Raw genomic sequence first — 19,133 nt, 5'->3', positions numbered from 1 at the left:
ACAATTTCATCTGTAGTTTGGATTTTTGGGCTAATTTCGCCACCTCTGATTAACTCTACCCTGTTTTTTGTATGGCAAACTCCGCTGAATTAACCGTCGATGGCAAGTCCTATTCATTCCCTACGCTGGAGGGAACCGAGCATGAAAAAGCCTTCGACATCTCAAATCTACGTGATCAGACTGGCTACGTGACCTTAGACCGGGGGTATAAAAACACCGGTGCTACCAAAAGTGCCATTACGTTTTTAGATGGTGAACAGGGTATCCTCCAATACCGGGGCTATTCGATTGAAGACCTGGCCGCGAAAGCCTCCTTTCTGGAAGTTGCCTATTTGCTTATCTACGGCGAGTTGCCGACCAAAGACCAGTTTGCCCAGTTTGAAAATGCCATCCGTCGGCACACATTAGTGAACGAGGATATGCGGAAAATTTTCGACGGCTTTCCGGTCAATGCTCACCCAATGGGCGTGTTATCATCGCTGGTGAGTGCGATGAGTGCATTCTACCCTGATTTAGAGAGTGACAAAGAGGATAAGACCGACTTACACATTATCCGGCTATTGGCCAAACTACCCACCATTGCAACCTGGTCGTATAAGCGGTCACTGGGCCATCCAGCCAATTATCCCAAAAATCACCTCGGCTATATTCCGAACTTTCTGAATATGATGTTCTCGCTGCCAGTCGAGGACTACAAGGTCGATCCGGTCGTGACCGAAGCCCTGAATGTACTGCTGATTCTTCATGCCGACCATGAACAAAACTGCTCGACCTCAACCGTGCGGCTCGTGGGTTCGTCGCAGGCCAATATCTATTCGTCTATTTCATCGGGTATTAGTGCGTTGTGGGGGCCATTGCACGGCGGGGCCAATCAGGAAGTCATCGAAATGCTTGAAGACATCAAAGCCGACGGGGGCGACGTGTCGAAGTACGTCGATATGGCCAAAAACGCCAAAACAACGGGTTTCCGGCTGTATGGCTTTGGCCATCGGGTCTACAAAAATTTTGACCCCCGCGCCCGAATCATCAAGAAAGCCGCCGACGATGTGCTAAGCAAACTGGGCGTAAATGACCCTGTTCTCGAAATTGCCAAAGGCCTGGAAGAAGCTGCCCTGCACGACGACTACTTCGTATCGCGCAAACTTTATCCAAACGTCGACTTCTATTCGGGCATTATTTACCGGGCGCTGGGTATTCCAACCAACATGTTTACGGTGATGTTCGCCATTGGCCGACTGCCGGGCTGGATTGCTCAGTGGAAGGAAATGCGCGAGCAGAAAGAGCCGATTGGTCGCCCGCGCCAGATTTACACCGGTGCAACCCTGCGGGAGTTTGTACCGCTTGAAACCCGGTAAATTAACATCAGGCGCCAGCAATCTTTAGCTGGTCAGTTAACTATAACAGGTAGATACGGCAACCCATTTGTGTATGGGTTGCCGTTTTTTGTTTTCTTAAGCCCAGTTAGTCAGCCCTGATAATAAGCTGATAATCAATAGAGTATTTTTGATAAACTGGCTGCCCGTTTCTATCTCTTAATGATAGAAGTGGCCTTCTTGATAGTAACTCGTCTACTGTCTACTCAATTTAGATTTCGGTTGACAGCTATGCGACATATACTCATACTGGTTCTGATTGTAACGGGATTGATCCACTGCACAACGCCACAAGCTATAGTGCCTCAGCTTCCGGGTATGTATTCTGACCAGTATTGGGGCGAAGTTTCCGCCCTTCGCCAGGGTCAACCTTTACAAAACGCCCGGATTGCGGCTGCTTCCCGCGCACCCTGTACGCAACATAAATTCGACCTGTTCATTACCGAGTTTGCCAGCAACGGCGAGAAACTGACGTCGTTAACTTTATTGAACGTGCCCAAAAAGCCGGGTGTGTCAGTTCGGTTTAAAGTGGATTACCAGTCATTGTACTGCGGCACCGATACCATTGGAAGCACCTTCACCGCAACAACAGAAGAATTGCCCTGGGGTATCTACAAACCCCTGAATGGCGTAGCAACCTGGCTCTCCATTGAGTCCTTCGATAGCCTATCCGGCGACATTAAAGGCACATTCAGTATAACGATGATTCCCGACAAGCGGAAGAAAACCACAGGTCCTGATACCTTTCAAATTAAGAATGGACGGTTTGCTACGAAGTTGAAAGGAAGTAACGGGCTATATAAACAGTAAACGAAAAGGGCAGGCATTTACGCCTGCCCTTTCTCAATAGAAAAAGTCTACCACTTCAGAAATTAATCATCAAGTAAGCTGTCATCGTCAGCGGCAGCATCGGTAGCAAGGGCCGGGTCAAGCAGTGCATCGTCATCCTCCGAAATTTTTGCTCTGATTTTTCCTTCCAGTTCGGCCATCAGTTCGGGGTTGTCGAGCAGTAATTCTTTCACTGCATCGCGACCCTGCGCTAAGCGGCTGGTGCCATACGAGAACCACGAACCTGATTTTTTGACAATCTCCATCTCAACGGCCAGGTCGAGGATTTCGCCAACTTTAGAGATGCCTTGTCCATACATAATGTCGAACTCAACAACTTTGAAAGGAGCCGCGAGTTTGTTTTTCACGACTTTCACCTTAGTGCGGTTACCCACAATGTTATCGGCTCCTTCTTTAATCTGGCCAATACGACGAATATCAAGTCGAACTGACGCATAGAATTTTAGCGCGTTACCGCCCGTTGTGGTTTCGGGGTTACCGAACATGACCCCGATTTTTTCGCGCAACTGGTTAATAAAAATGCAGCAGCAGCCGGTTTTATTGATCGTACCCGTTAGCTTCCGCAATGCCTGCGACATCAGACGGGCTTGCAAACCCATTTTGCTTTCGCCCATTTCACCTTCAATCTCTGCTTTAGGCACGAGCGCGGCAACCGAGTCGATAACAATAATGTCGATAGCGCCGGAGCTAATCAGATGCTCTGCAATCTCGAGGGCTTGTTCGCCGTTGTCGGGCTGTGAAATGAGCAGATTCTTAACATCAATACCAAGTTTTTCGGCATAGGTCCGATCGAAGGCATGTTCGGCATCGATAAACGCGGCCAGGCCCCCTGCTTTTTGTGCTTCGGCAATGGCGTGTAACGTCAGGGTCGTTTTACCCGACGATTCAGGGCCATAAATTTCCACGACCCGACCACGCGGTAACCCGCCGATGCCGAGGGCTAAATCCAGCCCCAGTGAGCCAGTCGAAATAACGGGAACGTCGACAACTTTGGTTTCGCTCAGGCGCATAACCGTGCCTTTGCCAAACGCTTTATCCAGTTTCTCGATGGTTGTCTGAAGAGCTTTTAATTTACTGTCATTAGCAGATGCTATGGCTTGCGCCGTATCTGATTTTGCCATGTTAGGATGGTTGTTTAAACAGATAAAATTACCCAAAAATGGGCAAATTACCAAACCGTTTTTGAAAATAGACAGGGCTTTTTGCGGGTGATTTTCAATAAAAAAACCAGGCTAAAAAAGACCCGTCAATTAGCGCCAAAATAGGGCCATAGACGGGCTTTTTACAGATTTTAGCTTACAGCGTCGAATCGGCAGGGGCCGGTTGCTCAACCGGGGCCGACGACTGAGGCTGAGTTTGTGGCTGCTGCGGCTGAACCTGCTGCGGCTGGGCGGGCTGATAGCCTGGATAAGTGGACCCGTCGCCGTAGGGGCGCACGGGTGGGCCAACAACTTCTACCTGGGTAATGTAGTATTTGGTTTCGCCATTCCAGGGGAGTTTCAGGATTTTTTCTTCGTAATGCAGCGTCACGCGCTGCCCCGTCTTCACGGCCTGGGTGATTTGCGTAGCGACGACATCGTCTTTCACCGAAAAATCGAAATACTGCGGAGTTAGCGAACCGGTTTCGCCTGAAAACCCGCCCACGTTCAAAACGCCCTCATAGGTTTTAAAGACAAAACCCCGGCGACTGAATTTAGAGACGGTTCCGGCGCGTTCGCCGTCGCTGTAACTCCAGCCGGTGAGTGCGTAGAGTACACCGAATACAACTAATAAAAACAAGAGAAAATACAGTAGCCCTCGCATAGGTGAGATTGGTTTAGTGGTGCTTTACGAGCACACAAATAGACAAAAATTTCTGATAACTTCCGTTTCAGGAATGTATAGACCTTTAATTTATCAGAAGGTCACTCACTAATAAACAGGCTTTTCGGGTTTCTGTTCTGATGTTTTGGCGGGTATTTCGTTACTTTGCGGCTGGTAAGCTGGCTAACCCAATCCCCTGGGAGCTACACCCCATAAACCGGTGCGCCGGACCGATACCTATTTTATTGTTCACCCTTCTTATTCTTTGCAATGAGTACCATACAAAGCATTCATGCCCGGCAGATTCTGGATTCACGTGGTAATCCAACGGTTGAAGTGGACATCCGTACCGAAAATGGCTATCTGGGCCGGGCCGCCGTGCCATCGGGCGCATCGACCGGAACACACGAAGCGGTTGAACTTCGCGACAATGACCCAAAGGTATATGTTGGCAAGGGCGTTCTGAAAGCTGTTTCCAACGTCAACGAATTGATTTTCCCGGAGTTGGTCGGGGTGTCGGTTTTCGAGCAAAGCATCATCGACAAAATCATGCTCGAACTGGACGGCACACCCAACAAAGGCAGTTTAGGAGCCAATGCTATTCTGGGCGTTTCGCTGGCCGTAGCTAAAGCGGCTGCTCAGGAAGCAGGTTTGCCGCTCTATCGGTACATTGGTGGCGTAAATGCCAACACGCTGCCCGTGCCGATGATGAACATTTTGAATGGTGGCTCGCACGCCGACAATTCCATTGACTTCCAGGAGTTTATGGTAATGCCCGCCAATGCGCCAAGTTTTTCAGAAGCGCTGCGGATGGGTACCGAGATCTTCCATACGCTCAAGGGCGTCTTGAAGAAAATGGGCCTTGCTACTAATGTAGGCGACGAAGGCGGTTTTGCGCCGAATATCAAGTCGAACGAGGAGGCAATTCAAACCATCATTCAGGCCATTGAGAAAGCGGGCTATCGGCCCGGCGAAGATGTCTGGATTGCCATGGATGCCGCATCGTCGGAGTTCTACGATGCCGAAGCTGGTGTTTATTACTTCAAAAAATCGACCGGCGACAAACTGACCTCATCGGAAATGGCCGGTTTCTGGAAAGACTGGGTAAATAAATATCCGCTCCTGTCGATTGAAGACGGCATGGCCGAAGACGACTGGGCAGGTTGGAAAACCCATACTGATGAACTGAAAGGCAAGAACGTTCAACTTGTGGGCGACGACCTGTTCGTGACCAACGTGACGCGCCTTCAGGAAGGTATCGATAAAGGCATTGCCAATGCGATTCTGGTGAAGGTCAACCAGATTGGTTCGCTGACCGAAACCATCGACGCGGTTAATCTGGCCAAGCGGAACTCCTACAAGAGTGTGATGTCGCACCGGTCGGGCGAAACCGAGGACTCGACCATTGCCGACCTCGCCGTTGCCCTCAATACGGGTCAGATTAAAACCGGCTCGGCTTCGCGTTCCGACCGCATGGCGAAATACAACCAACTGCTTCGTATTGAAGAGGAATTAGGCGAAACGGCCTATTTCCCCGGACTTAAATTTTAGCAGGGAGCGAGGTTAATAAGTAATTTTTCCTGCTCCCTGCTCCATGCTCCAGAAACTCCTCCATCGGCTTCGCAATTTCTACGTCGCTACCGGCTTAGGATTGCTGGTTTGGATTACGTTCTTCGACACGAACGATCTGCCAACTCAGATCCGAAATCGATGGAAGCTGTATGAACTGGACGAGGACGCTAAATTTTATCAGGCGCAAATCAAAGCGGTTCAGAAAGAACGCCGGGAATTACTCGGTAATGATCGCTTACGCGAGAAATTCGCCCGCGAAAAATACCTGATGAAACGACCCGAAGAAGACGTATTCGTGATTGTCGATGAGCAGAATGAACCGTTGGAAAAGTAATTATAAATGATGAATGATAAAGCCTACTCCATAACTGGTATGGCCTATCATTCATCATTCATCATTTATAATTCATCATTATGCTTAACGTTCTCTTCGTTTGTTATGGCAATATTTGCCGGTCGCCGGTGGCGGAGGGTGTGTTTAGGCAGTTAGTGACCGAGGCTGGTCTGGACGGGAAAATTAGCTGTGATTCAGCAGGAACGGCCTCCTACCATATTGGTCAGTTACCCGACCGCCGAACCCGCGAAAACGCCCTCGAACACGGCCTGACGCTGACGCACCGCGCCCGGAGGCTCACTGGCGACGACCTGGCGCAGTTCGATTATTTTGTGGCGATGGATGAAATGAACCTCGAAGCCATCGAAAAACTTAATTACCGCAGTACAGGTTTGTATTCAAACGACATGATTTTTCTGCTCCGCGAATTCGACCCGGACGTGAGCGACCAACCCAACGTGCCTGACCCTTATTACGAAGGACCCGAAGTGTTTGAAGAAATCTATCAGATTGCCCTGCGCTGCTGCCGACAATTGCTAACGTATCTTAATCAATGAGCGAATGAGTGAATTGCGAATGAGCGAATAGCTGCCGCATACTATTCACTCATTCACTCATTCGCAATTCACTCATTGAAACTATGGACAAAAAAGTCATACTCATTATTCTCGACGGCTGGGGTATCCCGCTTAAGCCGGAGGTGTCGGCTATTGCAGCCGCCCGCACGCCCTTCATGAACTCCCTGTATCCTAAGTATCCCAACAGCACACTCGAAGCGTCGGGGCTGGCAGTTGGGCTTCCGGCGGGTCAGATGGGCAATTCCGAAGTGGGCCACATGAATCTGGGTGCCGGTCGGGTAGTTTATCAGGATTTGGTTAAGGTGAACAAGGCCGTTGAGGAGCATACGCTTGATAAGGAGCCAGTTCTGGTTGATGCCCTGAACTACGCCAAAACCAACGGTAAGAAAATCCATTTCATCGGACTGGTATCTGATGGGGGTGTTCACGCCCACATTGAGCATGTGAAAGGGTTATTGTCCATTGCTCACGCCCACAACCTGACAGACGTGTTTGTTCATGCCTTTACAGACGGGCGCGACACTGACCCTAAGGGTGGCGTTAATTATTTAGCCGATTTGCAAGCGCATATGGCCGCTACGACCGGGCAGGTTGCCAGCGTGATTGGTCGGTATTATGCCATGGACCGCGATAATCGCTGGGAGCGGGTTAAGGTTGCTTACGATGCAATGGTACACGGCGAAGGCAAAAAAGTGGCCGCGACCGATGTTACAGAAGCCCTGCAGGCATCCTACGATGCCGACGTGACCGATGAGTTTGTGAAGCCAATCATTGTGGCCAAAGCCAATGGGTCGCCAGTCGCCGTTATCGAAGAAGGCGATGTAGTGCTTTGTTTTAACTTCCGCACCGACCGGGGCCGCGAAATCACCCAGGCATTGACCCAGAAAGACTTCCCGGAACAGGGCATGAAGAAACTCAATCTGGAGTACATCACCATGACCAACTACGACAGCGATTTCGTAGGCGTAAACGTCATTTTCGATAAAGATAACCTTAGCAATACACTTGGCGAAGTCATTGCAGGAGTAGGCCGGAAACAGATACGGATTGCCGAAACGGAAAAATACCCGCATGTGACGTTCTTCTTTTCGGGGGGGCGTGAAGAACCGTTTTTGGGTGAAAAAAGACTATTGTGCCCATCGCCGAAAGAAGTGGTTATTCGAGATGACCGGGGTGTAGAGATTACAATACCGGTAAAAACGTATGATCAGAAACCTGCCATGTCGGCCTACGACATCCGGAATGCAATCATTCCTGAGCTGGAGAAGGAAGAAGTCGACTTTGTTTGTTTAAACTTTGCCAACACCGATATGGTGGGTCATACGGGGGTGTTTGAAGCTGTTGTACAAGCTGCCGAAGTTGCCGACGACTGCGCCCGTGCCGTTACCGAAGCTGCTTTGGCACATGGGTATACAACCATTATCATTGCCGACCACGGGAACGCCGAATACATGATAAACGACGATGGTACACCCAATACCGCCCATACAACAAACCTGGTCCCCTGCATCCTGGTGGATAAGGATTACCATCCGGCGCTTAACAATGGTAAACTTGCCGACATTGCCCCCACAATTCTGCAGCTTATGGGCCTCCCCCAACCCCCCGAAATGGGCGGAGTAAGCCTGATAAAAGAATAAAAAAGCCGCCCTGAAATACTCAGGGCGGCTTTTTTGTGAAATCAACTTGCGCTTACATATCGAACAGCATCCGCGATGGGTCTTCCAGAATCTGCTTCACGCGCACTAAGAAACTGACCGACTCTTTGCCGTCGATGATCCGGTGGTCGTAGGAAAGCGCCAGATACATGATGGGTCGGACCACAATCTGACCGTCAACGACAACAGCCCGTTCCACAATATTGTGCATGCCCAGAATGGCCGATTGTGGTGCGTTGATGATAGGCGTCGATAACATCGAACCAAACGTGCCGCCGTTGGTAATGGTAAACGTGCCGCCGGTCATTTGCTCAATAGTCAGCTTATTATCACGGGCAAGACCGGCCAGCCGCACGATTTCTTTCTCAATACCGGCAAAGCTTAGCTGCTCGGCATTCCGAATAACCGGTACTACCAGACCCCGTTCTGTTGATACAGCAATGGAAATATCGCAGAAGTCGTTGAAAATCATCTGGTCGCCGTCGATCTGGGCGTTCACGGCCGGAAAATCTTTCAGGGCAATGCAAACCGCTTTGGTAAAGAACGACATGAAACCGAGACCCACGCTGTTTTTCTCTTTGAACTTGTCTTTGTATTTGTTCCGCAACTCCATAATGGCCTTCATATCCACCTCATTGAAGGTGGTCAGCATGGCCGTTTCGTTCTTAACCGCCACCAACCGGCGGGCAATGGTTCGGCGTAGCGACGTCATCTTCTCCCGGCGCTGAGTACGGCTTCCTGGTACCGAGTCACTCGCAGCCACCGGAGCGGCTGCTGGAGTCGTTGGTTTTGGCGCAGCCTGTGGGGCGGTTGGAATCGGAGCCACGGGCTGGGCCGGTGCGGGCTGTGTTTTCAGAGCATCTTCTTTGGTGATGCGACCCCCTACGCCCGAACCCTGAACCTGTTGGGCGTTAACGCCTTTTTCGTCCAGGATTTTAGCGGCTGCAGGCGACGCATGATGAGCCGCGTACCCGTTTTGCCCGTTAGCCGCCGGAGTTTCGGATGAGGGCGTGCTGGCCACTGGTTGAGGAGCCGGTGAAGTGGTGGGCGTTGGAGCCACCGACGCACCGGCACCAACCTCAATTTTAGCAATTAGTGCACCAATAGGCAGCGTTTCGCCAGCCTGGGCCACAATACGCAGCGTGCCGGCAGCTTCGGCAGGGAGCTCAAAGGTTGCCTTGTCGGATTCGAGTTCGCAAAGTACTTCATCGAGCACGACCTGATCACCATCTTTTTTACTCCACGACGCAATGGTGACCTCTGTAACGGACTCACCTACGGCCGGAACTTTCATTTCAATTACACTTGCTGCGCTGGTAGCAACGGGGGCCTGTGCCGGTTCGGCTACCGATTGCATTGCCGGAGCAGGTTGAACAGCAGGTGTTGATTGAGCGGATGATGCTTTAGGCGCTTCTGCTGTTGCCGAACTGGCAACGGGAACAGCACTGGGCGCACCGGCGCTGTTGTCAATGGTGCAGATGCTGGCGCCAATGGGCAACACATCGCCTTCCTGCGCCAGAATGTGCAGAATACCATCGGCCTCAGCCGTTAGTTCAAACGTGGCTTTATCGGAATCAAGTCCGCAAAGCACATCGTCCATTTTCACGTGATCACCTTCTTTCTTATACCAGGTGCCAACGGTTACTTCGGTAATGGATTCCCCCACAGGAGGAATTTTCATGTCAACGGCCATATATCGAGTTGTAAGTGAGCAAGTTGTAAGTGATTAAGTTGTACGTATAGTCATCGGCTTACAACTTAATCACTTACAACTTACAACTGAGTTTATTCAAACGCTCTTTGAACAATACTGGCTTGTTCCTGAGTATGTATTTTTGGGTATCCGGTGGCAGGCGAAGCCGCAGCTTTGCGGGAAATAATGGGCAGGTTCATACCAACCCGGAGCAGATATGTCCAGTAGCCCATGTTCTCCGGTTCTTCCTGCACCCAAAACAACTCCGTCTTTTTGTATTGACCAAGCACGGCGTCTAACTGCTTTTTAGGAAAGGGAGCCAGTTGCTCTACCCGCACAATCGCGACATCATCGCGCTGGTCGGCCTGCTGCTTTTCCAGCAGGTCGTAGTACACCTTGCCGGTGCAGAGCAACACCCGCTTCACTTTTTTGGCCTGGGCGTAACTGTCGCCCAGCACTTCCTGAAAAGATCCTTTCGTAAGTTCGTCCAACGGCGATACGCACCTGGGGTGCCGGAGCAACGACTTGGGCGACATGACCACAAGGGGCTTGCGGAAGGGCCACGCCAACTGCCGACGCATGAGGTGAAAGAAATTGGCGGGCGAGGTAATGTTCGCAACGACCATATTCTCCGCAGCATACAATTGTAAATACCGTTCGGGACGGGCGTTTGAGTGCTCAGGGCCCTGTCCTTCGTAGCCATGCGGCAGTAGCAGGGTCACGCCATTCTGGATACCCCACTTCGATTCGCCAGCCGCAATGAACTGGTCAATAATTAGTTGGGCGCCATTTGAGAAGTCGCCAAACTGCGCTTCCCAGATGACCAGCGCATGGGGATTGGCCATGGCATAGCCATATTCAAAACCCAGCACACCATATTCTGACAGCAACGAGTTATAAACCTGAAACTTCGCCTGCCCATTCTGAATGAAATCGAGCGACGAGTGAGACTCGTTGGTTTCCGAATCATGCAGAACAGCATGGCGGTGGGAGAACGTACCACGCTGCACATCCTGACCGCTTAGTCGAACGGGCCTGCCTTCGAGCAGCAGCGAACCGTAAGCCAGTAACTCCGCCGTTCCCCAGTTCACCATCTTCGTGTCGGTGAGCATGGTATGGCGGTCTTTCAGCAGCTTATCAATCTGCTTAAGTGGCTTAAATCCTTCCGGTAGTGTAACAAGGGCCTTCCCAATGGTTTGCAGTACGTTTGGCGAGACGCCCGTTTCGGGCGATTGATCGAAATCGTTAGGTTCGCTAAAGCGAAGTTCAGCCCAGTCGAGGTCCAACCGAAGCGGCTTGTACGGAATCTCGGCTTTTTGCTTTACCCGGTCGAGCCGGTCCTGCAACTGCTTCTTAAATTCCGTATCCATCCGTTGGGCCAGTTCCGCATCCACATCGCCCCGTTTGATGAGCAGGTCTTTGTAAAGTTCGCGTGGGTTGGCATGCTTTTCAATGATGTTATACATCGTTGGCTGCGTGAACTTAGGTTCGTCGGCCTCGTTGTGTCCGTATCGGCGGTAGCAAACCATGTCGATAAACACGTCGCGGTTAAATTTCTCCCGAAATTCGACGGCCAGTTTCGCGCAGAAAATAACGGCTTCGGGGTCGTCGCCGTTGACGTGGAAAATGGGGGCGTCAACGATTTTGGCGACGTCGGAGCAATAGATTGATGACCGGGCGTCTTCAAAATCGGTTGTGAAGCCAATCTGATTGTTAATCACAAAATGGACCGTACCGCCGGTTTGATAACCCGCCAGTTTGGCCATCTGCGTTACTTCATACACAATACCCTGCCCGGCTACGGCGGCATCGCCGTGAATCAGGATGGGCATGATTTTCCTGAAATCGCCATTGTATTCTTCGTCAGCCTGCGCCCGCACAAAGCCTTCGACTACAGGATTGACTGCTTCCAGGTGCGATGGGTTGGGGGCCAGTTTTACGCTGATTTGCTTACCCGATTTGGTTTCGGTCAAACTGGAGTAGCCGAGGTGGTATTTAACGTCGCCATCGCCATGAACCTGCTCTGGTACGTTTCCTTCGAAACCATCGAAGATCGACTCGTAGGATTTGCCCAGAATATTGGCCAGTACGTTCAACCGTCCCCGGTGCGCCATGCCAATCATGACTTCCTCAACGCCCATGTCGGCCGCCTGGCTAATGATCGTGTCAAGCGCCGGGATCGTGACTTCGCCCCCTTCGAGCGAGAATCGTTTTTGACCTAAATATTTGGTTGCCAGGAAGTTTTCAAAAACCGTTGCTTCGTTCAGTTTTTCGAGGATGCGCTTCTTTTCATCCAGCGTTGGCATGAAAACGAGGGCTTCCTTTTCAATTTTGTTCCGCAGCCAGTTCTTTACATCCAGTTCGCGGATGTACATGTACTCGAAGCCGATGTCGCCCGCGTAAATTTTCCGCAACGAGTCCATAATAACCCGCAGCGTGGCGGGACCAATGCCGAGCAGTTTGCCCGACTCAAACACCGTATCCAAATCCGCATCCGACAGGGCATAGTCGGGCAAATCGACGCGGGGTTGGCGGTCTTTGCGTTCTTTTAGCGGATTCGTTTTGGCTAACAGGTGCCCACGAGACCGATACGCCTTGATAAGGCTGGCCACAGAGACTTCTTTCTCGGCGTGGCGGGCATCGACCGGTTTGGCTGAAGTTGCAGTGGTGGCCTGAGCAGATTGGCCGTTGGCCGAAACACCATTTGTAGTCGTTCCGTTGGTTTTTCCGGTTGAGTGGTCGCTGTAGGTAAGCGAAAATTCAAATCCTTTAAAAAATTGCTGCCAGCTTTCGTCAACTGATTGAGGGTCTTGCTTATAAGACTGATAAAGTTGATCCACGTAAGCCGCGTCGGAATTGGCGATATATGAGTACTGATCCATGACGGGGGCGCGTCGTTGTTTTGACCCGCAAAGGTAGCGTTTCGGCCAAACAGTTTACTGCAAAAGTTTCTGTTTTTTATTCTGTTTCCTCCGCCTAACGACCCGCTTAGCCTGTCAACAATACAGGCATGAGTTTAGTTGTGGTCACTTCTCAGTCACCGATGCTATATTTGACGGTAAATTATGTTGTAAAACCTGCTTATGACTGTTGGTGCCGCCCCTGCCTATCCATCCTCATCCCCAACACAGCGGTGGCAGCGTGTGTTGGGGATCCGACCGGAGGAAGGCCGAACGGTGGGGTTATTCTTTCTTCATAATTTTCTGCTGGGCGTTGGTACCATCCTGATCTATGTGGCTGCCAATGCGATTCTGCTGGAAAATACCCCTGAAACGAGCCTGCCCCTTGCCTACATTGCTTCGGCAGCGGCCATGATTGGGGTAGGGCGCGTTTACGCCTATTTTGAGCATCATCTGGCCCTGCGGAGCCTGGCTGTCCGGGTGCTGCTGTCGGCGGTGGTGATGACGGTGGTGGTGGGCGTTCTGGTTGTTGTGGGCCATTCAGTAGCGGCTGCAGTGGCTATTATGACCGGCTACCGAATCATTTATCTGCTCACGAATCTGGAGTTTTGGGGCGTTTCGGCGGTGGTGTTCGATACGCGGCAAAGCAAACGTCTGTTTGGGGTTATCAGCTCAGGCGATATGCCCGCCAAAGCGCTGGGGGCCATTTTAACCGCCCTGGTTCATGCTCATGCCGATGTGCTTCGCTTGTTGCTGGTCGCCTTTGGCGCGTTTCTGGCGGCTCTGTATGTTTTGCGGCTAACCATTCAATCGCATGATGTTCATACGCCCCAGCAATCGGGCCGGGCGGCCCGGCGGGAGCCATCGCGACTTATTGGCAAGCGGTTTGGCGGTAGTGAACTCATCTTTTATATGTGCCTGAGTTTAGCCATGCTGGCGGCTGTAGCGACCGAAATCGAATATAATTTCTTCATCAATGTTAAGCATCGCTTCCACGACCAGACCGATGTGATTCGGTACGTCAGCTATGTGCTGGCTTTAACCTATGGGGTGGCTATGCTGGCCAAGCTGCTCATGTCGCGGCAGGTACTCGACCGATTTGGTGTGCAGTCATCGCTGCTGGTGTTGCCCTGGGTTGCTCTGACCGGGCTGGTTGGCTTAACGGTTCTGAACTATTTTGTGAAAAGCGATGCGGTGCTGCTCATTTATTTCTGTGGTTTATACCTGGTTTTTGAAGTAGCGCGCCGGGCGTTATTCGACCCGGTATTTTTGGTGCTGTTTCAGCCTTTATTGCCGCCCCAGCGACTCAAAGGACATACGCTGGCAAAAGCCCTGTATGAACCCATTGGCCTGGGGTTTGCCGGCCTGCTGATTTATGTTCTTCATGCAACCTTCGAGTCGGGTGGGGCGCTGGTTTGGGTTGTCCTCCTGGCTGGAGCCATGTGGACGCTGCGGCATACCTACCAGCGGTATCTGCATGAACTGAATGACGCCATTGGGCGTCGATTTCTGGAGCGCGACCAGTTGGCTATGCCGAAGGCCGCCCAGACAAGCATCATCAGCCAGTTGCACAGTAATCGACCCGATGACATCATAACGGCTATTGGTTGGCTCGATGCCCACAATCCGGCTGAGTTAGGAAAACAGCTACCGTTGCTTCTGGGTCATGCCAGTGCGACTGTGCGTCGGCGAACGCTGGCCGCTGCGGGTCATCAGCATCAGTCGGTGCCAACGCATCAACTGACGCACATCGCGCTGGCCGATGATGAGCCGTTGCTGCGCCAGCAGGCCGCCTATCTGCTGGGCAGGCGAATCAATGTCGAAGCTGCCGAACTGGCTCCGCTTATCCATCATTCTGATCTGTATATCCGGCAGGGCGCCATAAAAGGTGTTTTGGAACTGAATCCGCGCGATGCAGCGGCCCGGTTGGCCCTGACTCAACTGGCGAATGATACTGAACCGGCGCATCAGCAAATAGCGCTGAACCTGATTGCTGAATTAAGACTAAACGATTTTGCACCCGTAGTAAGCCAGCGGCTGACGAGTACAAACCCCGACGTGAGCAAGGCTGCCATCATGACGGCTGGTCACTTAGCCAATGCTGATCTGACAACGTACTTACTAACCAATCTGACCGATAAACGCATTGGCCGGTTGGTTGTACAGGCCCTAAAAGCAGGCGGTCCTGAACTAATTCCAACCTTGCGACAGATTCGGCAGTCGACAACCGACCGACTCGCCATAGAGCGCATAGCGGCCATTTGCGGCCATATTTACACGACCGATAGTCGCCAACTGCTGAATGAACTGGCCCAACAGCCTGATTTAGCCGTGCGGGGTGCAGCCTTGCATGCCCTGCGCCGTTTTCCTAATGAAGCGGCTGACGATGCGCTGTTCCGGGTGGTGATGCATCAGGAAGTGCTGCTGGCCCAGCGACTGCTGCACGGGAGCCTGACCGAACCCAGCCTGACCGAAACGCTGGATTATGAACTGTCGGTGCTGGTGCAGCGGCTCTTCGATGTGCTGGCTCAACTCTATGATACGGAGGCCATTGCCGGCGCACGCATGGGTGTTAGCCACCCTGCCCGCGAGCGTCGGGCCAACTCCCTCGAAATGCTCGATAACCTGATTCCCAGAGCTACCTATCAAACCCTGCAGGTGTTGGTCGATGATCTGCCCCGGCCCGAAAAGGTTCGGATTCTCGATAACGAACTCGATCCATTTCAAGCTACCGAACCCATAAAATCGTTTATTTTGCGGATGGGCGAAACGGTCTTCTCAGCCTGGACGGTCAGCGTTGTGTTGCGGAGCCTGTCTGCTGCCGAAGCACTGATTGCCCGCCAGTCATTACAATCTCGTTTTACTGACTTACCTCTTTTGTTAATGAGCCATTCATCCCAGACGACCGACCAGATTTCCGCTTACGACCGGGTGTTGCTGCTGGCTCAAACCAGTTTGTTTTCCCAAACGCCCGAGAACGTACTGGCCAGTATCACGCCCATCATGAAAGAAGAGAGCCACGCAGCCGGTGAGCCTATTTTTCACAAAGGCGACCTCGGCACAGGTATGTATGTGATCTACACCGGCGAAGTCGTTATTCTGGACGGCGACACTGAACTGGCTCGCTTCGGGCGGGGCGATTTCTTTGGCGAACTGGCCCTGCTCGACACCGAAGCGCGTTCGGCCACCGCCGAAGCCATCACTGACGTGCGGCTGCTGCGAATCGACCAGGACGATTTCTACGACCTGATGGAGGAGCGGGGCGAAGTGTTGCGGAGTATCGTCCGGAGTTTGTCGGGGCGTATTCGTCGGCAGAATGAACTCATCGCCCGTCAGTCGGCTACCGCTAACGAAGGAAAGGTATGAACTGGTCAGATGGTGAATCGTACCTGGCGATTGGTATCGCTGCTGTTGTAATCGGGCAGGTTCGGAAACTGCTGGATACGCCCACGCGGTTGCCCGGTTGGGATAGATACCTGAAAATAGCCTGGCTATCGGGTTTTCTCCTGATGGCCATCGGCGAGATAATGCCAGATCCGTGGCTAACCTGGTTCTGGCTGCTTATTTTCGGGGCGATTGGGTATACCGTCTGGCAGTTGTATTTTCTGCGCCCGGCCCGGACGCTACTGTTGGCCATTGCGCCCTACACACTGCTTATTTTCATTCGTGATGGGCTGAAATTCATGGCGCCTTCTTTTTATGAGGCCAGTGACAGCTACTTTGAATCGGCCACTACGTTTACGTTAGTCTGGCTCATCACATTTGCCATTATTGCCAGGAATCAGAAAAAAACGCTGGAAAAACAACAACAGGAGCACGAGCTGGAAGCTGAGCAACGACGCCTTATTGAGGCTAAAAAAAATGAACTTGAATACTTAGTAGCCGAACGAACCGCCGAAATTACGCGCCAGAAAGAAGCGTTAGAGCAGGCCCTGGTCGACCTGAAATCGACGCAGACTCAACTGATTCACAGCGAGAAAATGGCGTCGCTGGGCGAATTGACGGCGGGCATCGCCCACGAAATTCAGAACCCGCTCAATTTTGTGAATAACTTCTCAGAAGTGAGTATTGAATTGCTCGATGAATTGACCGAAGAGCAAACGAAAGCCAATCGCGACCCCGACCTGGAGGCTGAACTACTCACCGATTTAAAGCAGAATCTTCAGAAAATCACACATCATGGCAGCCGGGCCTCATCTATCGTGAAAGGGATGCTTCAGCATTCGCGGGCCAGCACCGGGCAGCGGGAACCAACCGATCTGAATGCGCTCTGCGAGGAATATCTGCGGCTGGCCTATCATGGACTGCGGGCCAAAGACAAGACGTTTAATGCCCGGTTTGTTACTGATCTGGATGCCTCATTGGGTGAGGTTAGTCTGGTGCCTCAGGATATAAGCCGAGTGTTGCTCAACTTGTTTACAAATGCGTTTTATGCGGTTCAGCAACGCCAAAAGCAGACTGGACTCTCTGGCTATGAACCAACCATAACCGTTAGTACGCGATGTGTCGACAATCAGGCCGTAATCACCGTCAGCGACAACGGTATAGGTATGACTGAAGCCGTACAGCAAAAGATTTTTCAGCCCTTCTTCACGACGAAACCCACTGGCGAAGGCACCGGCTTAGGCTTATCACTGGCTTATGATATTGTTGCGAAAGGGCATGACGGCACGTTGACGATGGAAAGTGAAGATGGCGTGGGAACGACGTTCATTGTGACGCTACCCAGTTAACGTAGTTGCCAGGGCTACACCTGATTGGTTGTTTAAGCGGGGCCTGTCACTGCATTAGGCTATTGTCACCAAAGGACACGGAGGGACGCTTAGCGTAGAGAGCAGGGAACAAAATTTATTCGTACACTGCCCTGTAGTGCCTGGGCACGTTGATGCCTATAGCAAATTTCTTATCTTTGGCTCATACCCTGAATCAGCATGAAAATATTAGTTGTCGACGACGAAACTGACGTAAAAGACCTGTTCGAGCAGCGTTTCCGTCGGGAAATCAGGAACGGAGAATTTAAGTTAGACTTTGCTAATTCTGGCGAAGAGGCTCTTCGCTACCTCACAGGGCATCCTTCAGAAGTTGTGCTGATTTTGTCCGACATTAACATGCCTGGCATGAGTGGCTTTGAATTGCTGCGTCATATTCGGGATGATTTCAACATGCCTCCGCCCCCCATTGTCATGATGATTACGGCTTATGGCGATCCGGATTCACAACAACAGGCTGTTCAGTTGGGGGCTAATGATTTTCTGACAAAACCACTCGACTTTTCAGTCCTCAAACAAAAACTCCGCGATTTAGCATGAAGGCCAGGATATTGGTGGTTGACGACGAGACTGATCTTGAGCTACTGATAAAACAAAAGTTTCGGCGACAGATTCGGGAGAAACAATACGACTTTTTATTCGCACACGATGGCGTAGAAGCGCTTGAGGTATTAGCTCAGCACCCCGATGTTGATATGGTGCTGACCGACATCAATATGCCCGGTATGGATGGGCTGACACTGTTGGTTAAGTTACACGAAACGAACCCCATGCTCAAAGCCGTGATTGTATCGGCTTATGGTGATATGGACAATATTCGCACAGCCATGAACCGGGGCGCATTCGATTTTGTGACGAAGCCCGTCAATTTTGAGGATTTGGAGTTGACGATGCAGAAAACGATGGACTACGTCGCCCAAATCCGCCGAACACTTCAGGCGATTAAAGAGAATGATATCCTGCGGATGTACGTGGATGAGTCGGTGCTAACGTTCATGAGCCGGGCGGAGTTTGAAACATCGCTATCGGCCAGCGAAACCATTACCGCAACGGTGATGTTCATCGACATTTGCGGGTTTACGGCTATTGCCGAACGCGAAACAGCCGACACCGTTGTTCGGATGGTTAATCGCTATTTCGATATTATGGTGAAAGAGATTATCGCGCAGGGCGGCTATATCGACAAATTCATGGGGGATGCGGTTATGGCTGTCTTCCGCGGAGAGTATCACCTCGACCGCGCCATCGAAGCCGGGCTGGGCGTGCGGGCGCAGATTGCTGCCACTCAGGATATTCTCTCCAATCAGACTGGTTATCAGCCACAGGTATCTATTGGCATCAACACCGGCGAAATGGTATCCGGAAATATTGGTTCGGCTACCCTCCGACGGCTGGATTATACCGTGATTGGCGATGCGGTGAACATGGCCCAGCGCCTGCAGTCGATTGCTCATCCGGGCCAGGTGGTTATTGTCGAATCGGCTCAGCAACAGGTGGCCGAATCGTTCACCTGCGAACGCATCGGCGAAGTGACGCTCAAGAACAAAATGGCGCCGGTCGTAGCCTATAATGTGGTGGGATGAGGTCTTAATGAATAATGGATA

General features: G+C 51.5%; 14 protein-coding genes. 10 read left to right on the top strand and 4 right to left on the bottom strand.

Translation table 11 applies throughout. From position 1 onward, the window contains the following. The first annotated feature begins 71 nt into the window (after positions 1–71). Positions 72–1,355 carry a citrate synthase gene (locus ACYVI1_RS31755; protein WP_460915753.1) on the top strand — a complete coding sequence of 428 codons (1,284 nt, stop codon included), beginning with the start codon at positions 72–74 and terminating at the stop codon, positions 1,353–1,355. A gap of 249 nt (positions 1,356–1,604) precedes the next feature. Further along, the gene (locus ACYVI1_RS31750; protein ID WP_460915751.1) at positions 1,605–2,183 is read left to right on the top strand and encodes a hypothetical protein; all 579 of its coding nucleotides are present in this window, start codon (positions 1,605–1,607) and stop codon (positions 2,181–2,183) included. A gap of 62 nt (positions 2,184–2,245) precedes the next feature. On the opposite strand, the gene recA is transcribed toward ACYVI1_RS31750, so the two are convergent. After that, positions 2,246–3,343 carry a recombinase RecA gene (gene recA, locus ACYVI1_RS31745; protein WP_460915748.1) on the bottom strand — a complete coding sequence of 366 codons (1,098 nt, stop codon included), beginning with the start codon at positions 3,341–3,343 and terminating at the stop codon, positions 2,246–2,248. Positions 3,344–3,518: 175 nt separating this feature from the next. Next, on the bottom strand, positions 3,519–4,025 hold the full coding sequence (locus ACYVI1_RS31740) for a hypothetical protein (RefSeq protein ID WP_460915746.1): 507 nt from the start codon (positions 4,023–4,025) through the stop codon (positions 3,519–3,521). 270 nt (positions 4,026–4,295) lie between these two features. On the opposite strand from ACYVI1_RS31740, the gene eno reads away from it, so the two are divergent. The 4 genes from eno (at position 4,296) to gpmI (ending at position 8,149) form a co-directional block, all read left to right on the top strand. Then, entirely contained in the window at positions 4,296–5,576 is a 1,281-nt protein-coding gene (gene eno / locus ACYVI1_RS31735; RefSeq protein WP_460915743.1) for a phosphopyruvate hydratase, read from the top strand. Positions 5,577–5,619: 43 nt separating this feature from the next. Further along, a complete protein-coding gene (locus ACYVI1_RS31730; RefSeq protein ID WP_460915742.1) occupies positions 5,620–5,931 on the top strand; it encodes a septum formation initiator family protein in 312 nt (103 codons plus the stop codon). 80 nt (positions 5,932–6,011) lie between these two features. Beyond that, positions 6,012–6,488, top strand: a complete 477-nt coding sequence (locus ACYVI1_RS31725) for a low molecular weight protein-tyrosine-phosphatase (RefSeq protein WP_460915740.1) — start codon at positions 6,012–6,014, stop codon at positions 6,486–6,488. Positions 6,489–6,571: 83 nt separating this feature from the next. After that, complete coding sequence (gene gpmI, locus ACYVI1_RS31720; protein WP_460915738.1) at positions 6,572–8,149, top strand: 2,3-bisphosphoglycerate-independent phosphoglycerate mutase; 1,578 nt, start codon at positions 6,572–6,574, stop codon at positions 8,147–8,149. A gap of 52 nt (positions 8,150–8,201) precedes the next feature. On the opposite strand, the gene odhB is transcribed toward gpmI, so the two are convergent. Then, complete coding sequence (gene odhB, locus ACYVI1_RS31715; RefSeq protein ID WP_460915736.1) at positions 8,202–9,860, bottom strand: 2-oxoglutarate dehydrogenase complex dihydrolipoyllysine-residue succinyltransferase; 1,659 nt, start codon at positions 9,858–9,860, stop codon at positions 8,202–8,204. A 92-nt stretch (positions 9,861–9,952) separates the two neighbouring features. Continuing rightward, positions 9,953–12,742, bottom strand: a complete 2,790-nt coding sequence (locus ACYVI1_RS31710) for a 2-oxoglutarate dehydrogenase E1 component (protein ID WP_460915734.1) — start codon at positions 12,740–12,742, stop codon at positions 9,953–9,955. 201 nt (positions 12,743–12,943) lie between these two features. Here ACYVI1_RS31710 and ACYVI1_RS31705 point away from each other — a divergent pair, with 201 nt between their 5' ends. The 4 genes from ACYVI1_RS31705 (at position 12,944) to ACYVI1_RS31690 (ending at position 19,112) form a co-directional block, all read left to right on the top strand. Beyond that, a complete protein-coding gene (locus ACYVI1_RS31705) occupies positions 12,944–16,126 on the top strand; it encodes a cyclic nucleotide-binding domain-containing protein (RefSeq protein ID WP_460915732.1) in 3,183 nt (1,060 codons plus the stop codon). Next, positions 16,123–17,493 carry a sensor histidine kinase gene (locus ACYVI1_RS31700; protein ID WP_460915730.1) on the top strand — a complete coding sequence of 457 codons (1,371 nt, stop codon included), beginning with the start codon at positions 16,123–16,125 and terminating at the stop codon, positions 17,491–17,493. Before ACYVI1_RS31705 ends, ACYVI1_RS31700 begins: the two co-directional genes overlap by 4 nt. A gap of 198 nt (positions 17,494–17,691) precedes the next feature. Next, positions 17,692–18,069 (top strand): response regulator, encoded by a 378-nt coding sequence (locus tag ACYVI1_RS31695; protein ID WP_460915728.1) that lies wholly within the window; start codon positions 17,692–17,694, stop codon positions 18,067–18,069. Then, positions 18,066–19,112, top strand: coding sequence for an adenylate/guanylate cyclase domain-containing protein (locus tag ACYVI1_RS31690; RefSeq protein WP_460915726.1), 1,047 nt, complete (start codon positions 18,066–18,068; stop codon positions 19,110–19,112). The genes ACYVI1_RS31695 and ACYVI1_RS31690 overlap by 4 nt, the downstream gene beginning before the upstream one ends. The last annotated feature ends 21 nt before the right edge of the window (positions 19,113–19,133 follow it).

Source organism: Spirosoma areae, from assembly GCF_054781775.1.
The sequence above is the reverse complement of the archived record's forward strand: the minus strand, read 5'-3'. Positions and strand labels throughout refer to the sequence as shown.

Excerpts from the sequence above, each read along its gene's own strand:
- ACYVI1_RS31690 (WP_460915726.1), top strand. The coding sequence starts at position 18,066 with ATGAAGGCCAGGATATTGGTGGTTGACGACGAGACTGATCTTGAGCTA.
- eno (WP_460915743.1), top strand. The coding sequence starts at position 4,296 with ATGAGTACCATACAAAGCATTCATGCCCGGCAGATTCTGGATTCACGT.
- gpmI (WP_460915738.1), top strand. The coding sequence starts at position 6,572 with ATGGACAAAAAAGTCATACTCATTATTCTCGACGGCTGGGGTATCCCG.
- ACYVI1_RS31725 (WP_460915740.1), top strand. The coding sequence starts at position 6,012 with ATGCTTAACGTTCTCTTCGTTTGTTATGGCAATATTTGCCGGTCGCCG.
- ACYVI1_RS31730 (WP_460915742.1), top strand. The coding sequence starts at position 5,620 with ATGCTCCAGAAACTCCTCCATCGGCTTCGCAATTTCTACGTCGCTACC.
- ACYVI1_RS31700 (WP_460915730.1), top strand. The coding sequence starts at position 16,123 with ATGAACTGGTCAGATGGTGAATCGTACCTGGCGATTGGTATCGCTGCT.
- ACYVI1_RS31705 (WP_460915732.1), top strand. The coding sequence starts at position 12,944 with ATGACTGTTGGTGCCGCCCCTGCCTATCCATCCTCATCCCCAACACAG.
- ACYVI1_RS31695 (WP_460915728.1), top strand. The coding sequence starts at position 17,692 with ATGAAAATATTAGTTGTCGACGACGAAACTGACGTAAAAGACCTGTTC.
- recA (WP_460915748.1), bottom strand. The coding sequence starts at position 3,343 with ATGGCAAAATCAGATACGGCGCAAGCCATAGCATCTGCTAATGACAGT.
- ACYVI1_RS31740 (WP_460915746.1), bottom strand. The coding sequence starts at position 4,025 with ATGCGAGGGCTACTGTATTTTCTCTTGTTTTTATTAGTTGTATTCGGT.
- ACYVI1_RS31710 (WP_460915734.1), bottom strand. The coding sequence starts at position 12,742 with ATGGATCAGTACTCATATATCGCCAATTCCGACGCGGCTTACGTGGAT.
- ACYVI1_RS31755 (WP_460915753.1), top strand. The coding sequence starts at position 72 with ATGGCAAACTCCGCTGAATTAACCGTCGATGGCAAGTCCTATTCATTC.
- odhB (WP_460915736.1), bottom strand. The coding sequence starts at position 9,860 with ATGGCCGTTGACATGAAAATTCCTCCTGTGGGGGAATCCATTACCGAA.
- ACYVI1_RS31750 (WP_460915751.1), top strand. The coding sequence starts at position 1,605 with ATGCGACATATACTCATACTGGTTCTGATTGTAACGGGATTGATCCAC.